The organism is Aquimonas voraii (assembly GCF_900101825.1).
Taxonomy (GTDB): Bacteria; Pseudomonadota; Gammaproteobacteria; order Xanthomonadales; family Xanthomonadaceae; genus Aquimonas; species Aquimonas voraii.
Genome location: NZ_FNAG01000006.1, coordinates 83,986 through 101,786, shown reverse-complemented (window position 1 = coordinate 101,786; position 17,801 = coordinate 83,986). Strand labels below are relative to the sequence as shown.

At 68.6% G+C, this 17,801-nt stretch carries 13 protein-coding genes; 10 read left to right on the top strand and 3 right to left on the bottom strand.

Translation table 11 applies throughout. The features are described 5' to 3' along the window. Positions 1 to 44 precede the first annotated feature (44 nt). Positions 45 to 485 carry a DUF3293 domain-containing protein gene (locus BLP83_RS11290; protein ID WP_091242706.1) on the top strand — a complete coding sequence of 147 codons (441 nt, stop codon included), beginning with the start codon at positions 45 to 47 and terminating at the stop codon, positions 483 to 485. Here BLP83_RS11290 and ggt read toward each other — a convergent pair. Together ggt and mnmG are read right to left on the bottom strand one after the other, a co-directional pair. Beyond that, complete coding sequence (gene ggt / locus BLP83_RS11285) at positions 479 to 2,191, bottom strand: gamma-glutamyltransferase (protein ID WP_091242703.1); 1,713 nt, start codon at positions 2,189 to 2,191, stop codon at positions 479 to 481. The genes BLP83_RS11290 and ggt overlap by 7 nt on opposite strands. A gap of 379 nt (positions 2,192 to 2,570) precedes the next feature. Then, entirely contained in the window at positions 2,571 to 4,490 is a 1,920-nt protein-coding gene (gene mnmG, locus BLP83_RS11280; RefSeq protein WP_091242701.1) for a tRNA uridine-5-carboxymethylaminomethyl(34) synthesis enzyme MnmG, read from the bottom strand. A gap of 667 nt (positions 4,491 to 5,157) precedes the next feature. Here mnmG and BLP83_RS11275 point away from each other — a divergent pair. Then, entirely contained in the window at positions 5,158 to 5,343 is a 186-nt protein-coding gene (locus BLP83_RS11275) for a hypothetical protein (protein ID WP_091242698.1), read from the top strand. 371 nt (positions 5,344 to 5,714) lie between these two features. On the opposite strand, the gene BLP83_RS11270 is transcribed toward BLP83_RS11275, so the two are convergent. After that, the gene (locus BLP83_RS11270) at positions 5,715 to 7,043 is read right to left on the bottom strand and encodes a serine/threonine-protein kinase (RefSeq protein ID WP_091242695.1); all 1,329 of its coding nucleotides are present in this window, start codon (positions 7,041 to 7,043) and stop codon (positions 5,715 to 5,717) included. 533 nt (positions 7,044 to 7,576) lie between these two features. On the opposite strand from BLP83_RS11270, the gene BLP83_RS11265 reads away from it, so the two are divergent. The 8 genes from BLP83_RS11265 (at position 7,577) to BLP83_RS11230 (ending at position 17,765) form a co-directional block, all read left to right on the top strand. Further along, the gene (locus tag BLP83_RS11265; RefSeq protein WP_176764153.1) at positions 7,577 to 8,359 is read left to right on the top strand and encodes a DUF3450 family protein; all 783 of its coding nucleotides are present in this window, start codon (positions 7,577 to 7,579) and stop codon (positions 8,357 to 8,359) included. Continuing rightward, positions 8,356 to 9,771 (top strand): MotA/TolQ/ExbB proton channel family protein, encoded by a 1,416-nt coding sequence (locus BLP83_RS11260; protein WP_091242689.1) that lies wholly within the window; start codon positions 8,356 to 8,358, stop codon positions 9,769 to 9,771. The genes BLP83_RS11265 and BLP83_RS11260 overlap by 4 nt, the downstream gene beginning before the upstream one ends. 27 nt (positions 9,772 to 9,798) lie before the next feature. After that, positions 9,799 to 10,455, top strand: a complete 657-nt coding sequence (locus tag BLP83_RS11255; RefSeq protein ID WP_091242688.1) for a MotA/TolQ/ExbB proton channel family protein — start codon at positions 9,799 to 9,801, stop codon at positions 10,453 to 10,455. A 12-nt stretch (positions 10,456 to 10,467) separates the two neighbouring features. After that, positions 10,468 to 10,881, top strand: a complete 414-nt coding sequence (locus BLP83_RS11250) for an ExbD/TolR family protein (RefSeq protein ID WP_091242685.1) — start codon at positions 10,468 to 10,470, stop codon at positions 10,879 to 10,881. Then, positions 10,881 to 11,510, top strand: a complete 630-nt coding sequence (locus BLP83_RS11245; RefSeq protein ID WP_091242683.1) for an energy transducer TonB — start codon at positions 10,881 to 10,883, stop codon at positions 11,508 to 11,510. Before BLP83_RS11250 ends, BLP83_RS11245 begins: the two co-directional genes overlap by 1 nt. After that, a complete protein-coding gene (locus BLP83_RS11240; protein ID WP_091242681.1) occupies positions 11,507 to 12,652 on the top strand; it encodes a tetratricopeptide repeat protein in 1,146 nt (381 codons plus the stop codon). Before BLP83_RS11245 ends, BLP83_RS11240 begins: the two co-directional genes overlap by 4 nt. 52 nt (positions 12,653 to 12,704) lie before the next feature. After that, complete coding sequence (locus BLP83_RS11235) at positions 12,705 to 15,773, top strand: TonB-dependent receptor (protein WP_091242679.1); 3,069 nt, start codon at positions 12,705 to 12,707, stop codon at positions 15,771 to 15,773. A 294-nt stretch (positions 15,774 to 16,067) separates the two neighbouring features. After that, positions 16,068 to 17,765, top strand: coding sequence for a hypothetical protein (locus tag BLP83_RS11230; protein WP_091242677.1), 1,698 nt, complete (start codon positions 16,068 to 16,070; stop codon positions 17,763 to 17,765). Positions 17,766 to 17,801: the final 36 nt, after the last annotated feature.

Below are 17,801 nucleotides of genomic sequence, written 5' to 3'. Positions count from 1 at the left end.
GTGGCGGCTTGCCTCGGACATCGCCGCCTGCAAGCCTGCGAAGCATGGACGACGACCTGCGCAAACGCTTCGAGCCGCTCTACCGCGCCACCGACTACGTCGTGGAGGATCCGCGGCTGCAGTGCAGGCTGCGCATCGATGAGCCCTGCGAAAGGCTGAGCCACTGGCTGCGTTTGCAGGGCTACGCGGCCGCGGCCTTCATCACCGCCTGCAACCCGCGCAGCGAGATCCGAACCGACGCCGAGAACCGTGAAGCGATGGCGCGCTTGCGATCTGCCGTCGAGGCGCTCGGTCTGCCGGCGCTGCGTGGCCTGGGTCGCGCCCAGGTCGGCGACCACCACGAACCCAGCCTGCTGGTGCCGGGTCTTGCGCTGGAGGCGGCGCATGCCCTGATGCGCCGCTTCCAGCAGAACGCCTTCGTCTGGTTCGAGCGCGCCGCCGGCAGGGCCCGGCTCGAGTGGGTGCAGCCGCACCCCGATCAGTAGCCCGCCGCCTGCCCGTCCTTGCGGCTTTCCGAGGCCCCGATGTAGACGCCCTGTTCGTGGTCGCGGGCGATCGCCTGGTAGCCGCCGAAGGGGCCGTTGGCGAACTTGACGCTGTGGCCGGCATTCATCAGTGCGCGCACGGTCTCGTAGGGATAGCCCGTCTCCAGTTCGATCACGCCGCCGTCGGTCATCTGCAGGGCCTGGCCGGTCGGCTCGGTGCTGCCGTCGTGGTGGATGCGCGGGGCGTCGCCGGCCTCCTGCAGGTTCATGCCGAAGTCGACCATGTTCATGACGATCTGCGCATGGCCCTGCGGCTGCATGGCGCCGCCCATCAGGCCAAAGCTCATCCAGGGCTTGCCGTCGCGCGTGATGAAGGCGGGGATGATGGTGTGGAAGGGACGCTTGCGCGGGGCGAAGCTGTTGGCATGGCCTTCCTTCAGCACGAACATCTCGCCGCGGTTCTGCAGGATGAAGCCGAGCCCCGGCGGGGTCATGCCCGAGCCCATGCCGCGGTAGTTCGACTGGATCAAGGAGACCATCATGCCGCTCGCATCGGCGGTGGTGAGATAGATGGTGTCGCCCTCGTTGAGCCGCGGATTGCCGGCCTCGACGGTGCGCGCGGCGCGCTGCGGATTGATCAGCGCGCGGCGCTCGGCGGCGTAGTCCTTGCTGATGAGCTCGGCCACGGGTGCCGGCGCGAACTCGGGGTCGGCGTACCAGCGCGCGCGGTCCTCGAAGGCCAGCTTCTTGGCCTCGGTGAACAGGTGCACATGCTCGAAGCTGCCGAAGCCGTAGGACTTCAGATCGTAGCCTTCCAGAATGTTCAGGATCTGCAGGGCAGCGATGCCCTGTCCGCTGGGCGGCAATTCCCACACGTCGTAACCGCGGTAGTTGGTTGAGACCGGCTCGACCCATTCACCGCGGTGTTCGGCAAGGTCCTCGACGCTGAGGAAGCCGCCCTGGGCCTGCACGTAGTCGGCGATGGTCTTCGCCACCTCGCCCTTGTAGAAGCCATCGCGGCCGCGGTGGGCGATGGTCTCCAGCGTGTTCGCAAGGAATGGGTTCTTCCACATCTCACCCTTGCGCGGCGCGCGGCCGTCGAGGGTGAACTGCTCGACGAAGCCCGGGTACTGCGAAAGCGCGGGCACGCTGCGCTCCCAGTAGTAGGCGATGGTCTCGTGGACCGGGTGGCCGCGGCGCGCGTAGTCGATGGTCGGCTGCAGCACCTGGCGCATGGAGAGCTTGCCGAAGCGCTCATGCAGGTCGAACCAGCCGGCGACCGCACCGGGCACGCTGACCGGCAGCGGGCCGCGCGGCGGGATGTCCTGATAGCCCTTGTCGATGAACCACTGCAGGGAAAGGTTTGCGGGTGAACGACCGTGGCCGTTGTAGCCGTGCAGCTTCTGCGTCTTCGGGTCCCAGACGATGGCGAACAGGTCGCCGCCGATGCCGTTGCCGGTGGGCTCCATCAGGCCGAGGGCGGCATTCGCCGCGATCGCCGCATCCACCGCAGTGCCGCCGGCCTTCATCACGTCGAGCGCGATCTGCGTGGCCAGCGGATGCGAGGTTGCCGCCATCGCGGACGGTGCGATGACCTCGGAGCGCGTGGTGAAGGGCTGGCCGGTGATGCGATCGGCGGCGCTGGCGGGCGAGGCCTGCAGCAGCAGGCTGAGGGACAGGGCGAGCGGGGCGAGCAAGAGACGCATGGCGGGCTCCGGCGGATGGGCAGGGCCCGGAGTGTGCGCCCGCAGGGTGTGAGCGGCCTGTGGCTTTGGTTGGAGGCCTGGGAGCGGGGATTGGGGATTGGGGGCGACGAGGATCCGCGCTTTGCCCTTCTCCCCAAGTGAGAAGGTGGCGCGCAGCCCCCGATGAGGGGCCGTTCGAAGCGCGAGGATGTCGCGGCAATGAGACTTCGGCACGCTCGTGCGAGATTCGCATCCGCGCTCCGCCCGAACCCTCACCCCAACCCCACCTCGCTTCGCTCGGGCTCTCGGGGCCATCGGCTGCCATCGGCAGCCGATCAGCGTCCCCGAACCGCTCCACGGGGAGAGGGGCTCAGCAGCGTTCTCATGCCCTGCGGCGGAGCTATCGCGCTGCGCCCGAGCTTGCCGCGCCGCGCTCGCCCAATCCCGAATCCCGAATCCCCAATCCCCGCTTCAAGAACACCAGCAGCAGCGAGATCGCCGCGGGCGTCATGCCGGGGATGCGGCTGGCCTGGCCCACGGTTTCGGGCCGCGTCGCGCGCAGCTTCTGCAGCACCTCCGCCGACAGGCCGGTGACGCAGGTGTAGTCGAAGTCGGCGGGTATCGGCGTGCCTTCGCTGCGGCGTGCGCGCTCGATCTCTTCGCGCTGGCGATCCAGGTAGCCGCTGTAGCGGGTCTGCACTTCGATCTGCTCGATGGCCTCGGCGTCGTCGATGCCGGGCTGCAGCGCCTCGACTTGCATCAGCTTCGCGTAGTCGATTTCCGGGCGCTTCAGCAGATCCAGCACCGGAGTCTCGCGGCTGATCGGCACTTCAAGCTGCGCGGCGATCGCTGCGCCCAGCGCATTGTTCGGGGCCGCCCACAGGGCCGCGAGGCGCGCGGTCTCCCGCTCGATCGCCTCGCGCTTTGCGCTCACCCGCGCCCAGCGCGCGTCGTCGACCAACTTGAGTTCGCGCCCGATCGCCGTGAGCCGCAGGTCGGCATTGTCCTCGCGCAGCTGCAGGCGGTACTCGGCGCGCGAGGTGAACATGCGGTAGGGCTCGGGCGCGCCCATGGTGATCAGGTCGTCGATCAGCACGCCGATATAGGCCTCGTCGCGGCGCGGTGTCCACGGCGCCTCGCCGCGCGCATGGCGGGACGCGTTCAGGCCGGCGATCAGGCCCTGGGCGGCCGCCTCTTCGTAGCCGGTGGTGCCATTGATCTGGCCGGCGAAGAACAGGCCTTCAATGGCCTTGGTCTCCAGCGAGGCTTTCAGCCCGCGCGGGTCGAAGAAGTCGTATTCGATGGCATAGCCGGGGCGGGTGATCTGTGCCTTCTCGAAGCCGCGGATGGAGCGCACCAGCTCCACCTGCACGTCGAAAGGCAGCGAGGTCGAGATGCCGTTGGGATAGATCTCGTGGGTGTTCAGCCCCTCGGGCTCGACGAAGATCTGGTGCGAGTCGCGCTCGGCGAAGCGCACCACCTTGTCCTCGATCGAGGGGCAGTAGCGCGGGCCGGTGCCTTCGATCTGGCCCGAGTACAGCGGTGAACGATCCAGCGCGCCGCGGATGGTGTCGTGGGTCCGGGGGGTGGTGTGGGTGATCCAGCACGGCACCTGCCGCGGATGCGCGTCGCGCGTCCCCATGAAGGAGAACACTGGCGCCGGGTCGTCACCGGGCTGGATCTCCATCGCCGAGTAGTCGAGCGTGCGGCCGTCGATGCGCGGCGGTGTGCCGGTTTTCAGTCGCCCCACGCCGAGATCGAGTTCGCGCAGCTTCTCGGCCAGGGCCACCGCGGGCGGATCACCGGCGCGACCACCGCTGTACTGGGCGGGGCCGATATGGATGCGGCCCGCCAGGAAGGTGCCGGCGGTCAGCACCACGGCCGCCGCGAAGAAGTCGAGGCCCATCTGCGTGCGCACGCCGACCACGCGAGTGCCTTCGATCAGCAGGTCGTCGACGGCCTGCTGGAACAGGCGCAGGTTGGGTGCGTTCTCCACCGCCTCGCGGATCGCCGCGCGGTAGAGCATGCGGTCGGCCTGGCAGCGCGTGGCGCGCACCGCCGGGCCCTTGGAGGCGTTCAGCGTGCGCCACTGGATGCCGGCGCGGTCGGCGGCCCAGGCCATGACGCCGCCCAGCGCATCGACCTCGCGCACCAGATGACCCTTGCCGATGCCGCCGATCGCCGGGTTGCAGCTCATCGCGCCGATGGTTTCGATGCTGTGGCTGAGCAGCAGGGTGCGCGCGCCCGAGCGGGCGGCCGCCAGCGCGGCTTCGGTGCCGGCGTGGCCGCCGCCGACGACGATGACATCGAAATGGTCCATGGCTGCGGTCCGGGTGATCCAGCGAGAGGCGAGGGCAGGGAGCGGATTCTGAGGCTGTGCCCCCGGATCTGTCGCGCCGAAACGTGAACGCTGGCCCTCTTGGCACGCAAAGTGCATCCGCCGCCCTGCACCCGCGGCGGCTGACCGCAAGGTGGCCGGGTTTGGAACAGGGACCGGCCATGCGCGCGGCGGGGTAGCACGGCGCGCGGCCGCGGTCGGAATGACGCGGCCGCAGCGCCAGCGTCATCCAAGCGCGAGGCACACACCCCAGCCTTCGGAAGCGCGCCTGCGAAGGTGCAGCGTCTGGCTGTGGGCGATTGCGTGCCGGGTGCCGACACAGTGCGCAACCGCTGTGTCGAAACGCAAAGGTGACATCAGGCAAGAACGCGATGGCGCCCGCGTTCCAGCTGCTCAGATCGGAGGAGAGTCGGCGCCCGGCAGTCTTAGGAACAGGGGGAATCCAGGGGACCGTTGGCCCGGGCGCCGATGAGCGTGCCGGAGGGGGAGGAGACGCGACCGCTGTGCGTCAGAACCCGACCTCAAGCGTCAACGCGATGGATTCTGCCGCCGCCTGGTCGGCCTGTGCAAGCTTTTTTACAAACCTCTGTGAAGCCCATCACCCAAGACGGTGGGGCGGAGCGGAAACACCGCATCCGGAACTGAAGCCATGAACGCCATCGAGCACTTCGACACGCCCGAAGATCTGCGTTACCGCCACGACCTCATGGTCGAGCTGTACCGCGTTGAGCAGGCTCAGGAACTGGCCCGCCAGCGCGCCAGCGAATCCGAACTGGAGCGACTGCAGCGGCAGCAGCGGATGATCCGCGACGCCCTGGCGCGACTCGCCGCCTGAAGTCAGAACAGCCAGCCTGCGCCGAGCCGGCGCGGGCGGCACGCTTGGCTGCGACGTGGCTGCTCCGTCGCTGGACTTGGCTGTCACCCTGGCAGCCTGTTGAAAAACAGCCTGCCAGCCCGACCAGGGAGGATCGGGACGGCGAAGCAAGCGCCTAAGCGATTGATGTGTCTTGAGGCTCTGCGGACCTGCGCCGCACCGGGAACTTGAAGAACTCCCCGGAAGGGAGCTTTTCAACAAGCTGCCAAGGGCTCCCTGCTCGCTCCTCACGATGCGACCGCACCCCGGCCGATGCTGCGTTTCTCCCATGATCGGCGCAGTCCGTACCGCCAACCTGCGAAGCCGCCGCGGATCGCTCGTCCGCGGCCTCTTCAGTCGAACGGCAGCGCCTCGCGCGCGCGCGAGGACTCACGATCTCCGCGCTGCTCGCGCCCGCTCCCGTCAAAGCGTGGCGCGGGCTCGCTGCGGATCTCGCTGGGGGTGTTCCGGAACATCTCCTGTCGCGGGCTCTCCACGCGGGGGGCCGGCACATCGACGCTGCGGCCGCCGAAGTCCGAGCCGCGCCCGCCGCGCTCCGTGCGGAACTCGCCGCGCGGGGCGGCGGGTTCGAAGCGCTGCGCCGGTGCGAACTGCTGCTGCGGCTCGCGATACTCGCGCGCGGGCATCGAAATGCGCGGCGCCTGCCGGTAGTCCTCAGCCGGCCTGAAGTCGCGGCTGCGGTAGCGGTCGCGGGCGTCCGGCGTGTCCTCGTACACCCGCGCCGGCGCGCTTTGCAGGGCGGGGGCCTCGGAGCGTGGCGTCGCGGGCAGGGCCAGGCCTTGGCTGTCGGGGCCGCGATCGCCGAGACCGCGACGGCCGCCCTCGATCGTGCGCACGGGCGCGCTGCGCTGCTCGCGGCGATCGAAGCCGGACCCGGACCCGACCTCGCGGGCGGGCATGGTCGGGCCGGGCAGGGTGATCGGCGCCGAGGCCGGCGCAAGGCGCGTGTCGCCGCGACGACCATAGTCCGCGCCTCGCGAGGGCGCGCGGCCGCCGTCGTAGGCGCGCACCGCGGGAACGCCGAGGCCCGTCGCGATGCCGTCGCCGCGCGGAGCCGAGCGTTCGCGCTCCCGCGAGGCGAGGCGCTCGGCGGCGTTGCGCGCGTTTCCGAACCGCGGCTGGCTGTAGGCTGGCGCGTAGTTGCCGTGGCCCTGGCGGTTTTCGCGATAGTGGAAGCGATAGCGATCCCAGTCGTAGTAACTGTCGACCCAGCTGTAGCGGTAGGGCGAGTACCAGTGGCTGTAGCCCAGCGCGATGCTGTAGCCGCTGCCATAGCCCCAGTGCGACAGGCTGTGCCCGCGCCAGCCGCTGTGGAAGCTGACGCTGAAGTAGTTGCGCGGGAAGTAGGTCACGCCGTAATGGAAGTCCGGGTACCAGTAGGGGTCGTGGTACCAGCGGTGCAGCGGCCAGAACAGCGAGTAGTAGGCCGAGTAGCTGACGTAGTCCGGCGCGTAGTAGCGATAGCCGCCGGAGCCGTAGCGGTAGCTGCTGCTGTAGTAGTCGCCGTAGTCGCCGTTGGCCGGGCTGTAGTAGGTATCGTCGCCGACGTAGTGCGTGTCGCGCACCGGCGTGCCGTCGCGGTAGCTGTAGGTGGGGTAGGTGACGCAGCCGCCGAGCAGCAGCGACAGCGGCAGCAGCAGGGCGGTCTTCCAGCGATTCATGGCGTACTCCCCGAGTCAGGACGCACCGGCTGGCGTCCAGCAGCCTGATGCTCGCAGGCGGCGCGCATCACTGGCCGAGTCTTGGCATGGGCGGGTGAATTGCCACTGAAGTGGAGCGGTTGGCGGCTGCGGATTCGAATGTGGCGCGATGCGGCTTCGCGTGATCCGTGAACCTCGTCTGTCGGGTCAGTGGCCTTACTCGGCTGCACTGTCGTTTCGGGGCTGGCCTCGCCGCCGCAACGCTCTGCGCGGCGTGCCGACGCTTTCGGCCAACCCGTCGGACTTCCGCTCACCCCGACTTCCATGGGCTGGGCCTTGGCCCACCATGAGCGCGCGCTCGCCGCGGATCCTGGAGCAGCAGGCTTCTGGCGGACCCGTCATCACAGCTCCGCTCGCGTCGCTTCGCGCAGCTGCTGCGCGCGCGGATGTTTCAAGTGCATGACCGCCCTGTCATAAAAGCGCAACCGCCCGGTCATAGCGTATGCGGCTGTCGCGCAGCTTCTGCCGCGCCGTTTCTGCTGTCCGGAGCTTCCATGACCCGCCCCAACGCGTTTCGACCGCGAGTACTGGCTGTGTTCGCGGCCCTGTGCTTCTCGGCTGTCGCCCCCGCCCCGGCCCAGGACGCGGCCGATGAACTGGCCCAGGGCCTGATCCGCCTGCGTGGCGAGGTCGAGCAGCTGAACGCCGAGCTGGAACTGCTGCGGGAGGAGCAGCGAGTGATGTTGGCGGGCCTGAACCAGCAGAAGGCCGAGCTGAGCAACAGCGCCGAGCGCCAGGGCCTGTCCGCCCGCGAAGCGCGCGAGAAGCTGGCCGCCAAGCAAGCCGAGATCGAAGCCGCCGGCGCCAGCGGCGACAACCTGCGCCCGGCCCTGATCGCTGCGATCGAAGCCCTGAAGGCGCACATCCAGTCCGGTCTTCCGTTCAAGATCGAAGAGCGTCTCGGCGAACTCGACCGGTTCCGCGGTGAGCTGGAAAACGGCAGCGTGCCGGCGCAGCGCGGAGTGAACCGCCTGTGGGCCTACTTCGAGGACGAGTTCCGGCTCTCGCGCGACAACAGCCTGCACAGCCAGACCATCCAGCTCGGCGACGAGCGCGTGCTCGCCGACGTCGCCAAGCTGGGCTCGATGGCCCTGTATTTCCGCACCCGCGACGGCCGCCTGGGCCAGGCCCAGCGCCAGGGCAGCGGCTGGGCCTTCGTTGAACTCACCGATGCCAGCCAGCAGGCGCAGGTGCGCAACCTGTTCGATGCGCTGGGCAAGCAGATCCGCCAGGGCTGGTTCGAACTGCCGCTGGCTGCCGCCGGAGCCGCCCGATGAACCGCCTTGTCTCCCTCGTCCTTGCCTGCGTGATGCCCTTCGCCGCCCTTGCCCAGGACAGCGCACCCGCGCAGCCCGCCACCGCGGCGCCAACGCCCGCGACGGCCGCGCCCGCGCCGACCGTGGACGTCGAACAGGCCTATCGCCGCGAATACGCGCTGCTGGAAGCCCAGAAGCGCGAGCTCACCGCGCGCGTCGCCGAGATCCGCCAGCAGACCGCCGCACAGAAATCGCGGCTCGAAGCGGAGGTGGCCGCCCTGGAAAACCGCGTGTTTGCCGAGCGCGCCGAGGCCGAGACCGCCACCGAGGAACTCACCCGCATCGAGCAGGCGGCGTTTGCGCTGGCCGAGAACGCCGGCTTCATCGACGCGACCTTGGAGCAGGCGCGCAGCACGCTGGCCGGCTTCGGCAACGAAACCCTGTCGGCCGACGACTTCGCGGCGCGCGACGAGCTCGGCAAGCTGCAGGGCATGTTCGAGCAGGGCATCGCCCAGCTGCGCGTGCTCGGCGAAATCCGCCGCGAGCCCGGCGCGTTCTTCCTTGCGGACGGTACCGAGGTGCAGGGCCAGATCGTTCGCTTCGGCAACATCGCCGCCTACGGGGTGAGCGAGCAGGGCAGCGGCGCGCTGGTGCCTGCGGGCGGCGGTCGCTTCCGCCTGTGGAAGGACCCGGCCGCAGAAAGCGCGCAGACCCTGGCCCAGGGCCAGCTGCCGGCCACGCTCAAGGCCTACCTGTTCGAGAACGCCAACACCGCCGTGCTCGATCCGGAAGACAAGAGCTTCGTCACCGAGATGAAAAAGGGTGGGCTGATCGGCTACATCATCCTGCTGCTCGGCCTGTCGGCGGCGCTGCTGATCGTTCTGCGTGCGCTGTTCCTGCAGCGCGCCGGCGCCAGCATCCAGAACATCATGGACGGCGTGGCGCCGGCCGTGCGTGCGCGCAAGATCGATGACGCCATCGCCGCTGCCAAGCGCTTCAAGGGCTCGGCTGCGCGCGTGGTCACCGCGGCCCTGCGCAACCTCGATCGCGAGCGCGAGCACCTCGAGGACATCGTCTCGGAGTCGATCCTGCACGAGTCGACGCACCTCAACCGCTTCGGCGCCTACATCCTGATGATCGCCGCCGTCGCGCCGCTGCTGGGCCTGCTCGGCACCGTCACCGGCATGATCCAGACCTTCGATGTCATCACCGAATTCGGCACGTCCGATCCCAAGCTGCTCTCGGGTGGTATCGCCACCGCGCTGGTGACGACGATGCAGGGCCTGATCGTGGCGATTCCCGCCCTGCTGTTCGGCAGCCTGTTGAACGGCTGGGCCGAGAGCATCAAGGACGACATGGAAAAGGCCGCGCTGAAGGTGGTCAACCTCTACCAGGACGTGCGTAGCGGCCAGCCCGCGCGCAACGCGGCCTGAGCCCAGAGCCCCGGACGAACGACCGCCATGGCCCTGGGACTCGACCCCGACAGCAGCCTCCTCGAATCGATCGGCGCCTACATCGGCTCCGGCGGATTCGTGATGCCGGTGCTGGTCGTCTGTGCGGTGGTGCTGTGGTACGCCATCGGCGCGCGCTGGGCCCTGCTGCAGCGCGGCAGCCGCAAGAATGTCCGGGTGCTGATCAAGCGCTACGCCGACGGCCGCGCCAAGGCGCCGGACGGTATCGTCGATCAGGCCATCGTTCGCGGCATGCAGGTCTGCGCGCAGCCGCGCAGCAACCTGCGACGCTACCTCGACGAAGCCTTCGGCGATTTCGACGGCCAGCTGAAGCAGCACGCCACGGTGATCACGGCCGTCGTTTCGATCGCCCCGCTTCTGGGTCTGCTCGGCACCGTCGCGGGCATGATCGAGACTTTCCGCTCACTGGGCGACATGAGCCTGTTCTCGCAGGGTGGCGGTATCGCCGCCGGCATCTCGACGGCCCTGTTCACCACCCAGATGGGCCTCGTGGTCGCCGTGCCCGGGGTCATCGTCAAGTTCTTCCTCGACCGGCGCCAGCAGCAGCTGGAGCTCGACCTCGCGCAGATCAAGGATCTGCTGATCAGCCGCTTCGACCCCGAAGCCGACCACCGCCACGTGCCGGCTGCGCCGGCTACCGCCTAAGGCTGTCCGCTCATGTTGCGTCGTCGTCAGAGCAAGTCCCCCGAAGCCGCCGTCGATCTCACCCCGATGATCGACATGACCTTCATCCTGCTGATCTTCTTCATGGTCTCGACGACCTTCGTCAAGGACATGAAGCTGGACATCAACCGTCCGGCCGCGCAGACGCAGACGGTGGCCTCGACCAAGGCGGTGCGTCTGTACATCGACCGCCAGGGCGAGACCTACCTCGACGGCGAACCGGTGCGCGAATGGGTCATCCAGTCGCGGGTGCGCGACCAGCTGAAAGGCATGACCCAGAAATCGGTGCTGGTCATCACCGACGACCAGGTGCCGGCCGAGAAGCTGATCCGCGTCGTCGACGCCGCGCGGCTTGCAGGCGCCGAGGATGTTGGCGTCGCCACGGTTGCTGAAGCTGGGGAAGGCTGATGAAGCTCCGCGATCCACGCTTGGCGGGGCTGGGCGCGTCTGCGCTGGGCACCGCTCTGGTGCTGGGCCTGGTGCTGTTCATGAATCGCCCCTTCCAGAAGCCGGAGGGGGAAGACGGCAGCGCGTTCAGCTCGATCGAGGTGGTCAAGCGCGAAAAGCCGCCCGCCGCCGAGCCGGTACGCCGACCCGAACCGCCCAAGCGCCCGCCGCAGCGCAGCGCGCCCGCACCCATCGTCGGCCTCGACAGCGGCCTGTCCGGCCTGAATTTCGGCTTGCCCGGCTTCGACGCCAACGAGCTGGGTCTCGGCAACGACATCCTCGGTGACAGCGGCGATGTGGTGATGACCGACGACACGGTGGACGTCGCGCCGCGGCCGATCCTGCAGACGCCGATGACCTATCCGCCGCGCGCCCGCGCGCAGGGCGTGACCGGCTACGTGCTGCTCAGCGTGCTGATCGGCCCGACCGGCCAGGTCGAGCGCGTCAAGGTGCTGGAAGCGCAGCCTGCCGGCGTCTTCGACGACGTTGCCGTGGCCGGCGTGCAGACCTGGAAGTTCGAGCCGGCCACCTATCGCGGCGAGAACGTGCGCGTGTGGGCCACCCAGCGCGTGAGGTTCAACCTGTCATGAGTCACCTGCCTGTACTCGCGCTGCTGCTGGCGCTGTCGCTCACTGCGATCGCGCAGGACACGAGCAGCGACGAAGTCGACTACGTCGAACTGGCCGCGCTGCTGATGCGCGACGGCGAGGCCGCACGCGCCGCCGAGGCGTTGGCCCGCGTGGATCTCAGCGTCGAGGGCATCGACCTCGCCAAGTACCACACCGTGCGTGGCCTGATCGCGCTGGAGCAGCAGCAGCTCGAAACCGCCGCCGAGGCTTTCGACGCCGCGGTCGGCGCCGGCCAGGCCGAGCCCATGATCCACCTCTACCGCGCCCAGGCCTACTTCGGTCTGGAGCGCTACGAACAGGCGGTGCAGGCCTTGGACGAGGCCGGTGAAACCGTCAACGGCATCAGCGGCGCCTGGCTGCTGCGCGCGCACGCGCAGTGGATGCAGGGCCAGCGCCAGGCGGCACTGGACACGCTCAGCGAGGCGGGTGATCGGTTTCCCGGGAACCTGGGCTTCCAGCGCCGGCAGGTGTTCTACCTGGTCGAGGCCGGTCTGTACGCCGAGGCCGCCGAGCTGGGCCGCGATTACCTGAATCGCGGCGAGCCCAAGGCCGAGGACTACGCCGCGATCGGCACCGCGCTCCGCCGCAGCAAGTCCTTCGAGGAGGCCCTGCGCTTTCTCGAAGCTGCGCGGCTCAAGTTTCCCGACAACGGCGCGATCGCACGCGCGCTGGCGCAGACCTGGCTGGAGAGCGGCAAGCCGCTGGCCGCGGCCGAAGTGATGGCCGCGCAGGCCGAGCGCGAGCCCGAGCTGCTGGTCGAAGCCGCCGAGCTGTATCGGCGAGCCGGCCAGACCGCGCGCGCGCTCAACTTGAATGCGCGCGTCGAGGACGGCGAGCGCAAGCTGAAGCAGCGCGTCGGCCTGCTGATCGCGGCCCGCAAGTACGCCGAGGTCACCGCGCTCGAAGGTGCCCTGCGTCGCGCCGGCCTGTGGGACGACGAAGACCTGCGCTACGCGCTGGCCTACGCCTGGTACCGCCTGGGCCAGTTCGAGCGCGTCGAGGGCCATCTGCAGGTGCTGACCCGGCCCGAGCTGTTCCGTCGCGCCACCGAGCTGCGCCGGCTGATGCAGGAATGCGCCGATACGCCCTGGGCCTGCGCCTGATGCACCCTGCCTGCGCGCGGCGCGGGCACCACGATCCCTGGAACGCCACGCCATGAAGCGCCGCCTGCTTGCTCTCGCCATCGCCGCCCTCGTCACCACCACGGCGGGCGCGGCCGAGCCCGCCGAGCTGTCGCTCTACCTGTTCGACGAAGGCCGGCCGGTGGCCGATGCCGAAGTGCAGATCGACGCCGCAGCGCGCGGACGCACCAGCAGCGACGGCGCCCTGAACCTCAGGATCGAGCCGGGCGCGCGCACCTTGCGCGTGCTGCGTGGCGGCGCCGAAGTGCTCAGCCTCCAACTGAACCTGGTCGAGGACGAGGACGCACAGATCATCGCCACGCTCTACCCCGATGCCGCGCCCAGCGTGTTCATCGAGAGCACCAACGCCGGTGCCGCCGCGGCCGCCGAGGCCAAGCCCGAGCTGGGGCCGCCGGGAACCTTGAGCGGCCGCGTCTTCAACAGCGAAGACGGCAAGCCGGTGGCCGGCGCGCGCGTCTATGTGTCCGGCACACCCATCGATCTGGTCAGCGACGCGGAAGGCCGCTTCAGCGCCGAGGTGCCGCCCGGCACCTATGCGATCTCGGTGCTGGCGCCGAGCTTCGCCTCGCGCAGCTTCGAGGGCGTGAGCATCGCCAGCGAGCAGACCACCGAGCAGGCCATCGAGCTGACCCCGGCCGGCGTCGAGCTGCCCGAGTTCGTGGTGCTGGAGCCCTTCATCGAAGGCTCGCTGGCGAGCTTCGTCGAAGAGCGCCGCACCAGCTCGGCGGTGACCGACATCCTAGGCGCCGAACAGATCTCGCGCGCGGGCGACTCGGACGCCGCCGGCGCCTTGAAGCGCGTGACCGGCCTGACCCTGGTCGACGGCAAGTTCGTCTATGTGCGTGGCTTGGGTGAGCGCTATTCGTCGGTGGTGATCAATGGCGCCCAGGTGCCCAGCCCCGATCCCACTCGTCGCGTCGTGCCGCTGGACCTGTTTCCGACCGAGATCCTCAACGGCATCGTCGTGCAGAAGACCTATACCGCCGACATGCCCGGTGAGTTCGGTGGCGGCACCATCCAGCTGCGCACCCGCGGCGTGCCGGAGAGCTTCTTGTTGCGCGCGTCGGGAACGGTGGGATGGGCGGATGGCACCACCGGCGATGACGGTCTGCGCTACACCGGTGGTGGCCGTGACTGGACGGGCTTTGACGACGGTGCGCGCGAGGCGCCGGCCGGCCTGCTCGATGGTCGCCTGCCCACCGATCCACAGCAGCTCGAGGCCTATGGCGAAGCCATCGCCGCCCAGGGTTTCAACATCCGTCCGAAGCAGGTGGGCCCGAATACCGGCTTCTCGTTCTCGGTGGGCGATGACCTGCCCTTCGCCGACAATGCGTGGAGCCTGGGCTACATCCTTTCGACCCGCTACAGCCAGAACTGGGATTCGCGCGAGGAACAGAGGGCGACCTACAGCGTGCTGGGCAACGGTCAGCTGGTGCCGCTGTCGGATTTCGATCTCGAGCGCACCGAGCGTGCCATCGACGCTGGCCTGTTCTTCAGCACCGGCCTCAAGATTGGCGAGCATCATGCGGTGACCGGCACGGCCTTCCAGGTCCGCCAGACCACCGATCAGGCGCAGATCAGCGAGGGCATCGGTGGCTCCGGCAACGACGAGCAGAACTTCGAGCTTGAGTGGGTCGAGAACGAGCTGACCACTCGCCAGCTCACTGGCGAGCACGTCATCACCGGCTTCTCCAACCTGCTGCTGAACTGGCAGTACACCAATTCGCGGGCGCAGCGCGTTTCTCCGGCGCGGCGCAGCTACCGCTTCCAACTCGACTCGCAGGATGAACGCTACGAGTGGGACGGCAGCCTGGTGAGTCGCTTCGAGGGGCTGATCGATGACGCCGAGGAGGCGCGGATCGACTTCCGCCTGCCGCTGCAGTTCGGCGAACACTGGGAGCTGGCGGTGTTCGGCGGCGCCGGCCGGCTGGAGCGCGAGCGCGATTCCTTCATCCGCCGCTTTGTCTTCCTCGGCAGAAGAGGGATCAACATCACCGATCTTGAAACCGTGTTTACGCCCGAGCAGATCCGCCCGGACGGTCTCAGGCTCAGTGAAACCACACAGTCTGCTGACGCCTACACCGCGGCGCAGACGCTCGACTCGGCCTTCCTCGGCGTCGATCTGGGCTGGAAGGACTGGCGCCTCAACCTGGGCGCGCGCGAGGAGCGCAATGTCCAGGAGGTCGTGAATCAGCCGCCCTTCAATCCGAATGCGGCGCCGGTTGTCGGCCGTGTCGAGGCCGACGATCTTCTGCCTGCCGGCGCCCTGACCTGGGCTTACTCGGACAAGGCCCAGCTGCGTCTGGCCTACAGCGAAACGGTGTCGCGCCCGGACTTCCGCGAGCTGTCGCCCGCCGACTTCGTCGACCCGCTGCTTGACGTGCGCGTGCAGGGCAATCCGCAGCTGCAGCAGGCGCAGATCGAGAGCCTCGACCTGCGCTGGGAGTACTACTTCTCGCCGTCCGAAAGCTTCTCGGTCGCCCTGTTCCAGAAGGACTTCGTAAACCCGATCGAGCTGGTGCAGGTGCCGGCCTCGGATCAGCTGCTGGGCCTGCGCAACGCCCGCGAGGCGGTCAATCGCGGCGTCGAGTTCGACCTCTACAAGTCGCTGGATTTCGTGGAGCGCATCGATTGGCTGCCGGCTTTCCTGCGCGGACTGCCGCTGGCGGATGTGTACATCGGCGCCAACTACGCATGGATCGACTCCGAGATCGATCTTGGCGATCAGCAGGGCACCCAGACCAACGCCCTGCGTCCGCTGCAGGGCCAGTCGCCCTACGTGGTGAACTTCAGCCTGTCCTACCAGAAGCCGGACGGTGGAACCGAGGCGACCCTGCTGTACAACGTCTCGGGCGAACGCATTTCGCGGGTCGGCGACAGTGGCCTGCCCGACATCTATGAACAGCCCTTCGGCCAGCTCGACTTCACCCTCTCGCAGGCGCTGCCCTGGGAGGGCTGGAAGCTCAAGCTGCGCCTGCGCAACCTGCTCGATCCGGACGTCGAGTTCCTGCAGGGCGACCAGCCGACCAACCGCTACCGCAAGGGGCGTGAGGCGGCCTTCTCGGTCGAGTGGAAGTTCTGAACGTCGGAAGCCGCCGTCGCGCGTGAGCGGACCGGTCCGCAGGCGCCGAGCCTGCTGGCCGCGCAGGCATGCGGTGTCGCGTGCCTGCGTGCAGGGCTGGCTGGGCTCCGCGCTTTCGCGCCGGGTGGCCGCAAACGCGGCCCACGACCTTTCCGCCCTGGCGTGTCTGCGTCGGCCTCGCGGACCGCTGTCACCAAACGGTCATGCGTACGCAGGCTGACTGAAACAAAAGCTTCTTAGTGTGCGAGCTCCCGTCGGCACCGTCGGCGCGATTTCCCCTTACGGAGCTCCCCCATGTTTTCCATCCGCAAGACCCTGCTCGCGACCTCGTGCGCGCTGGCCCTGGCCGGCCCGGCTTCTGCCACCATCGTGACCGAAGCTTTCGATGGCGCGTGGACCAACGTCGCCGGCGACGACAACAAGGGCCTGCTGGTCGACGTGCTGCCTGACCAGAAGATCTTCTTCGGCGCCTTCTTCACCTACGCCAACGACGGCTCGCAGGTCTGGTCGATCGTGTCCACGCAGCTGGTAGAAGGCCAGAACGACTACACCAATGTTCCTGTGCTCCGCTACACGGGCGGCCGCTTCAGTGAGCGCGGCAGCCCGACCCCGGCGACCTTGGGTACGGCCACGCTGGGTTTCAGCTGCGACGGCATCACCATGGACATCACGCCGGCGGCCGGCTCGAACCTGACCCCGGCCAACTTCGTCTTCGAGCCCTCGCTGGGCCTGAAGAAGCTGACCTCCGGACAGTGCAATGAGCCCGTCGCGAGCTGCCCGGAAGGCACCACCGCGGTGGGCAATGCCTGCCAGCTGCCGAACGAGATCACCGGACGCCTGTTCCTGCCGGCCGGCAAGAACTACATCGTGCGTGGGCGTGTCAACGTCGCCAACGGCGGAGATCTGGTGATCGCTCCCGGCGTCACCGTGATTGGCTCGACCGACAACAGCAGCCCCAACTTCATTTCGGTGGTCAACGGCGGCCAGATCTGGGCCGAGGGCACCAAGGAACAGCCGATCACCTTCACCGGCCCGCAGGAAGTCCCCGGTTCGTGGGCCGGCATCGTCATCGCCGGTCGCTCGATCTGCAACGACGGCACCGCCCAGCAGCGCTGCCAGTTCGAGGCGGTGCCCGACATCGAATACGGCAACGCCACTCCGGTGCTTGACGACAACTCCGGCGCCCTGCGCTACGTGCGCATCCTGTGGGCCGGCCAGCAGATCGCTCCGGACAACGAGCTGAACGCCCTGACCCTGCTGGGCGTCGGCAGCGGCACCGTGCTCGAGAACGTGCAGGTCGACAGCGGCCTCGACGACGGCTTCGAGTTCTTCGGCGGCAGCGTCAACGGCCGCTACCTGGTGTGCTCCAACATGGGCGACGACTGCTTCGACTTCGACCAGGGCTACAACGGCAAGATCCAGTTCGCGCTTGGCTTCCAGGGCAGCAACCCGGACCAGAACAACGATTCGAACGGCATCGAGTCCGACAACGACAGCAGCAACAACGACAAGCAGCCGCGCACCCGGCCGATGGTGTCGAACCTGACGCTCATCGGTAACCCCGAAGTGAGCCGCGACGGCGCCCGCATTCGCCGCGGTTCCGGCGGCAACTACGCCAACGTGCTGATCCAGGGTTACCGCGAGTCCTGCCTGAATCTGGACGATGCCGGCACCTTCGCCCTGGGCTCGGCCTCGGCGCAGGGTGAGCAGCTGACCTTCACCCACAGCCACATCGGCAGCTGCGGCAGCGCCCAGTTCGGTTCGAGCTCGAGCGATCCCTACTCGGTGGCGACCTGGTTCGGCACCGGCGCCGGCAACACGGCGACCGGCGATGCCGCGATCACCGGCTTCCTGCCCGCGGCGAACTCGCCGCTGCTCGGCAACGGTCAGGCGCTGAGCGACGGTTTCTTCCGCCCCGCCAACTACCGCGGCGCCTTCGCCGGCCCGCGCGACAACTGGACCGCCGGCTGGACGGTCAAGATTCCGCGCTGAGGCTCGGCGGAGTCTTCGCAGACTTCAGGCACGTGG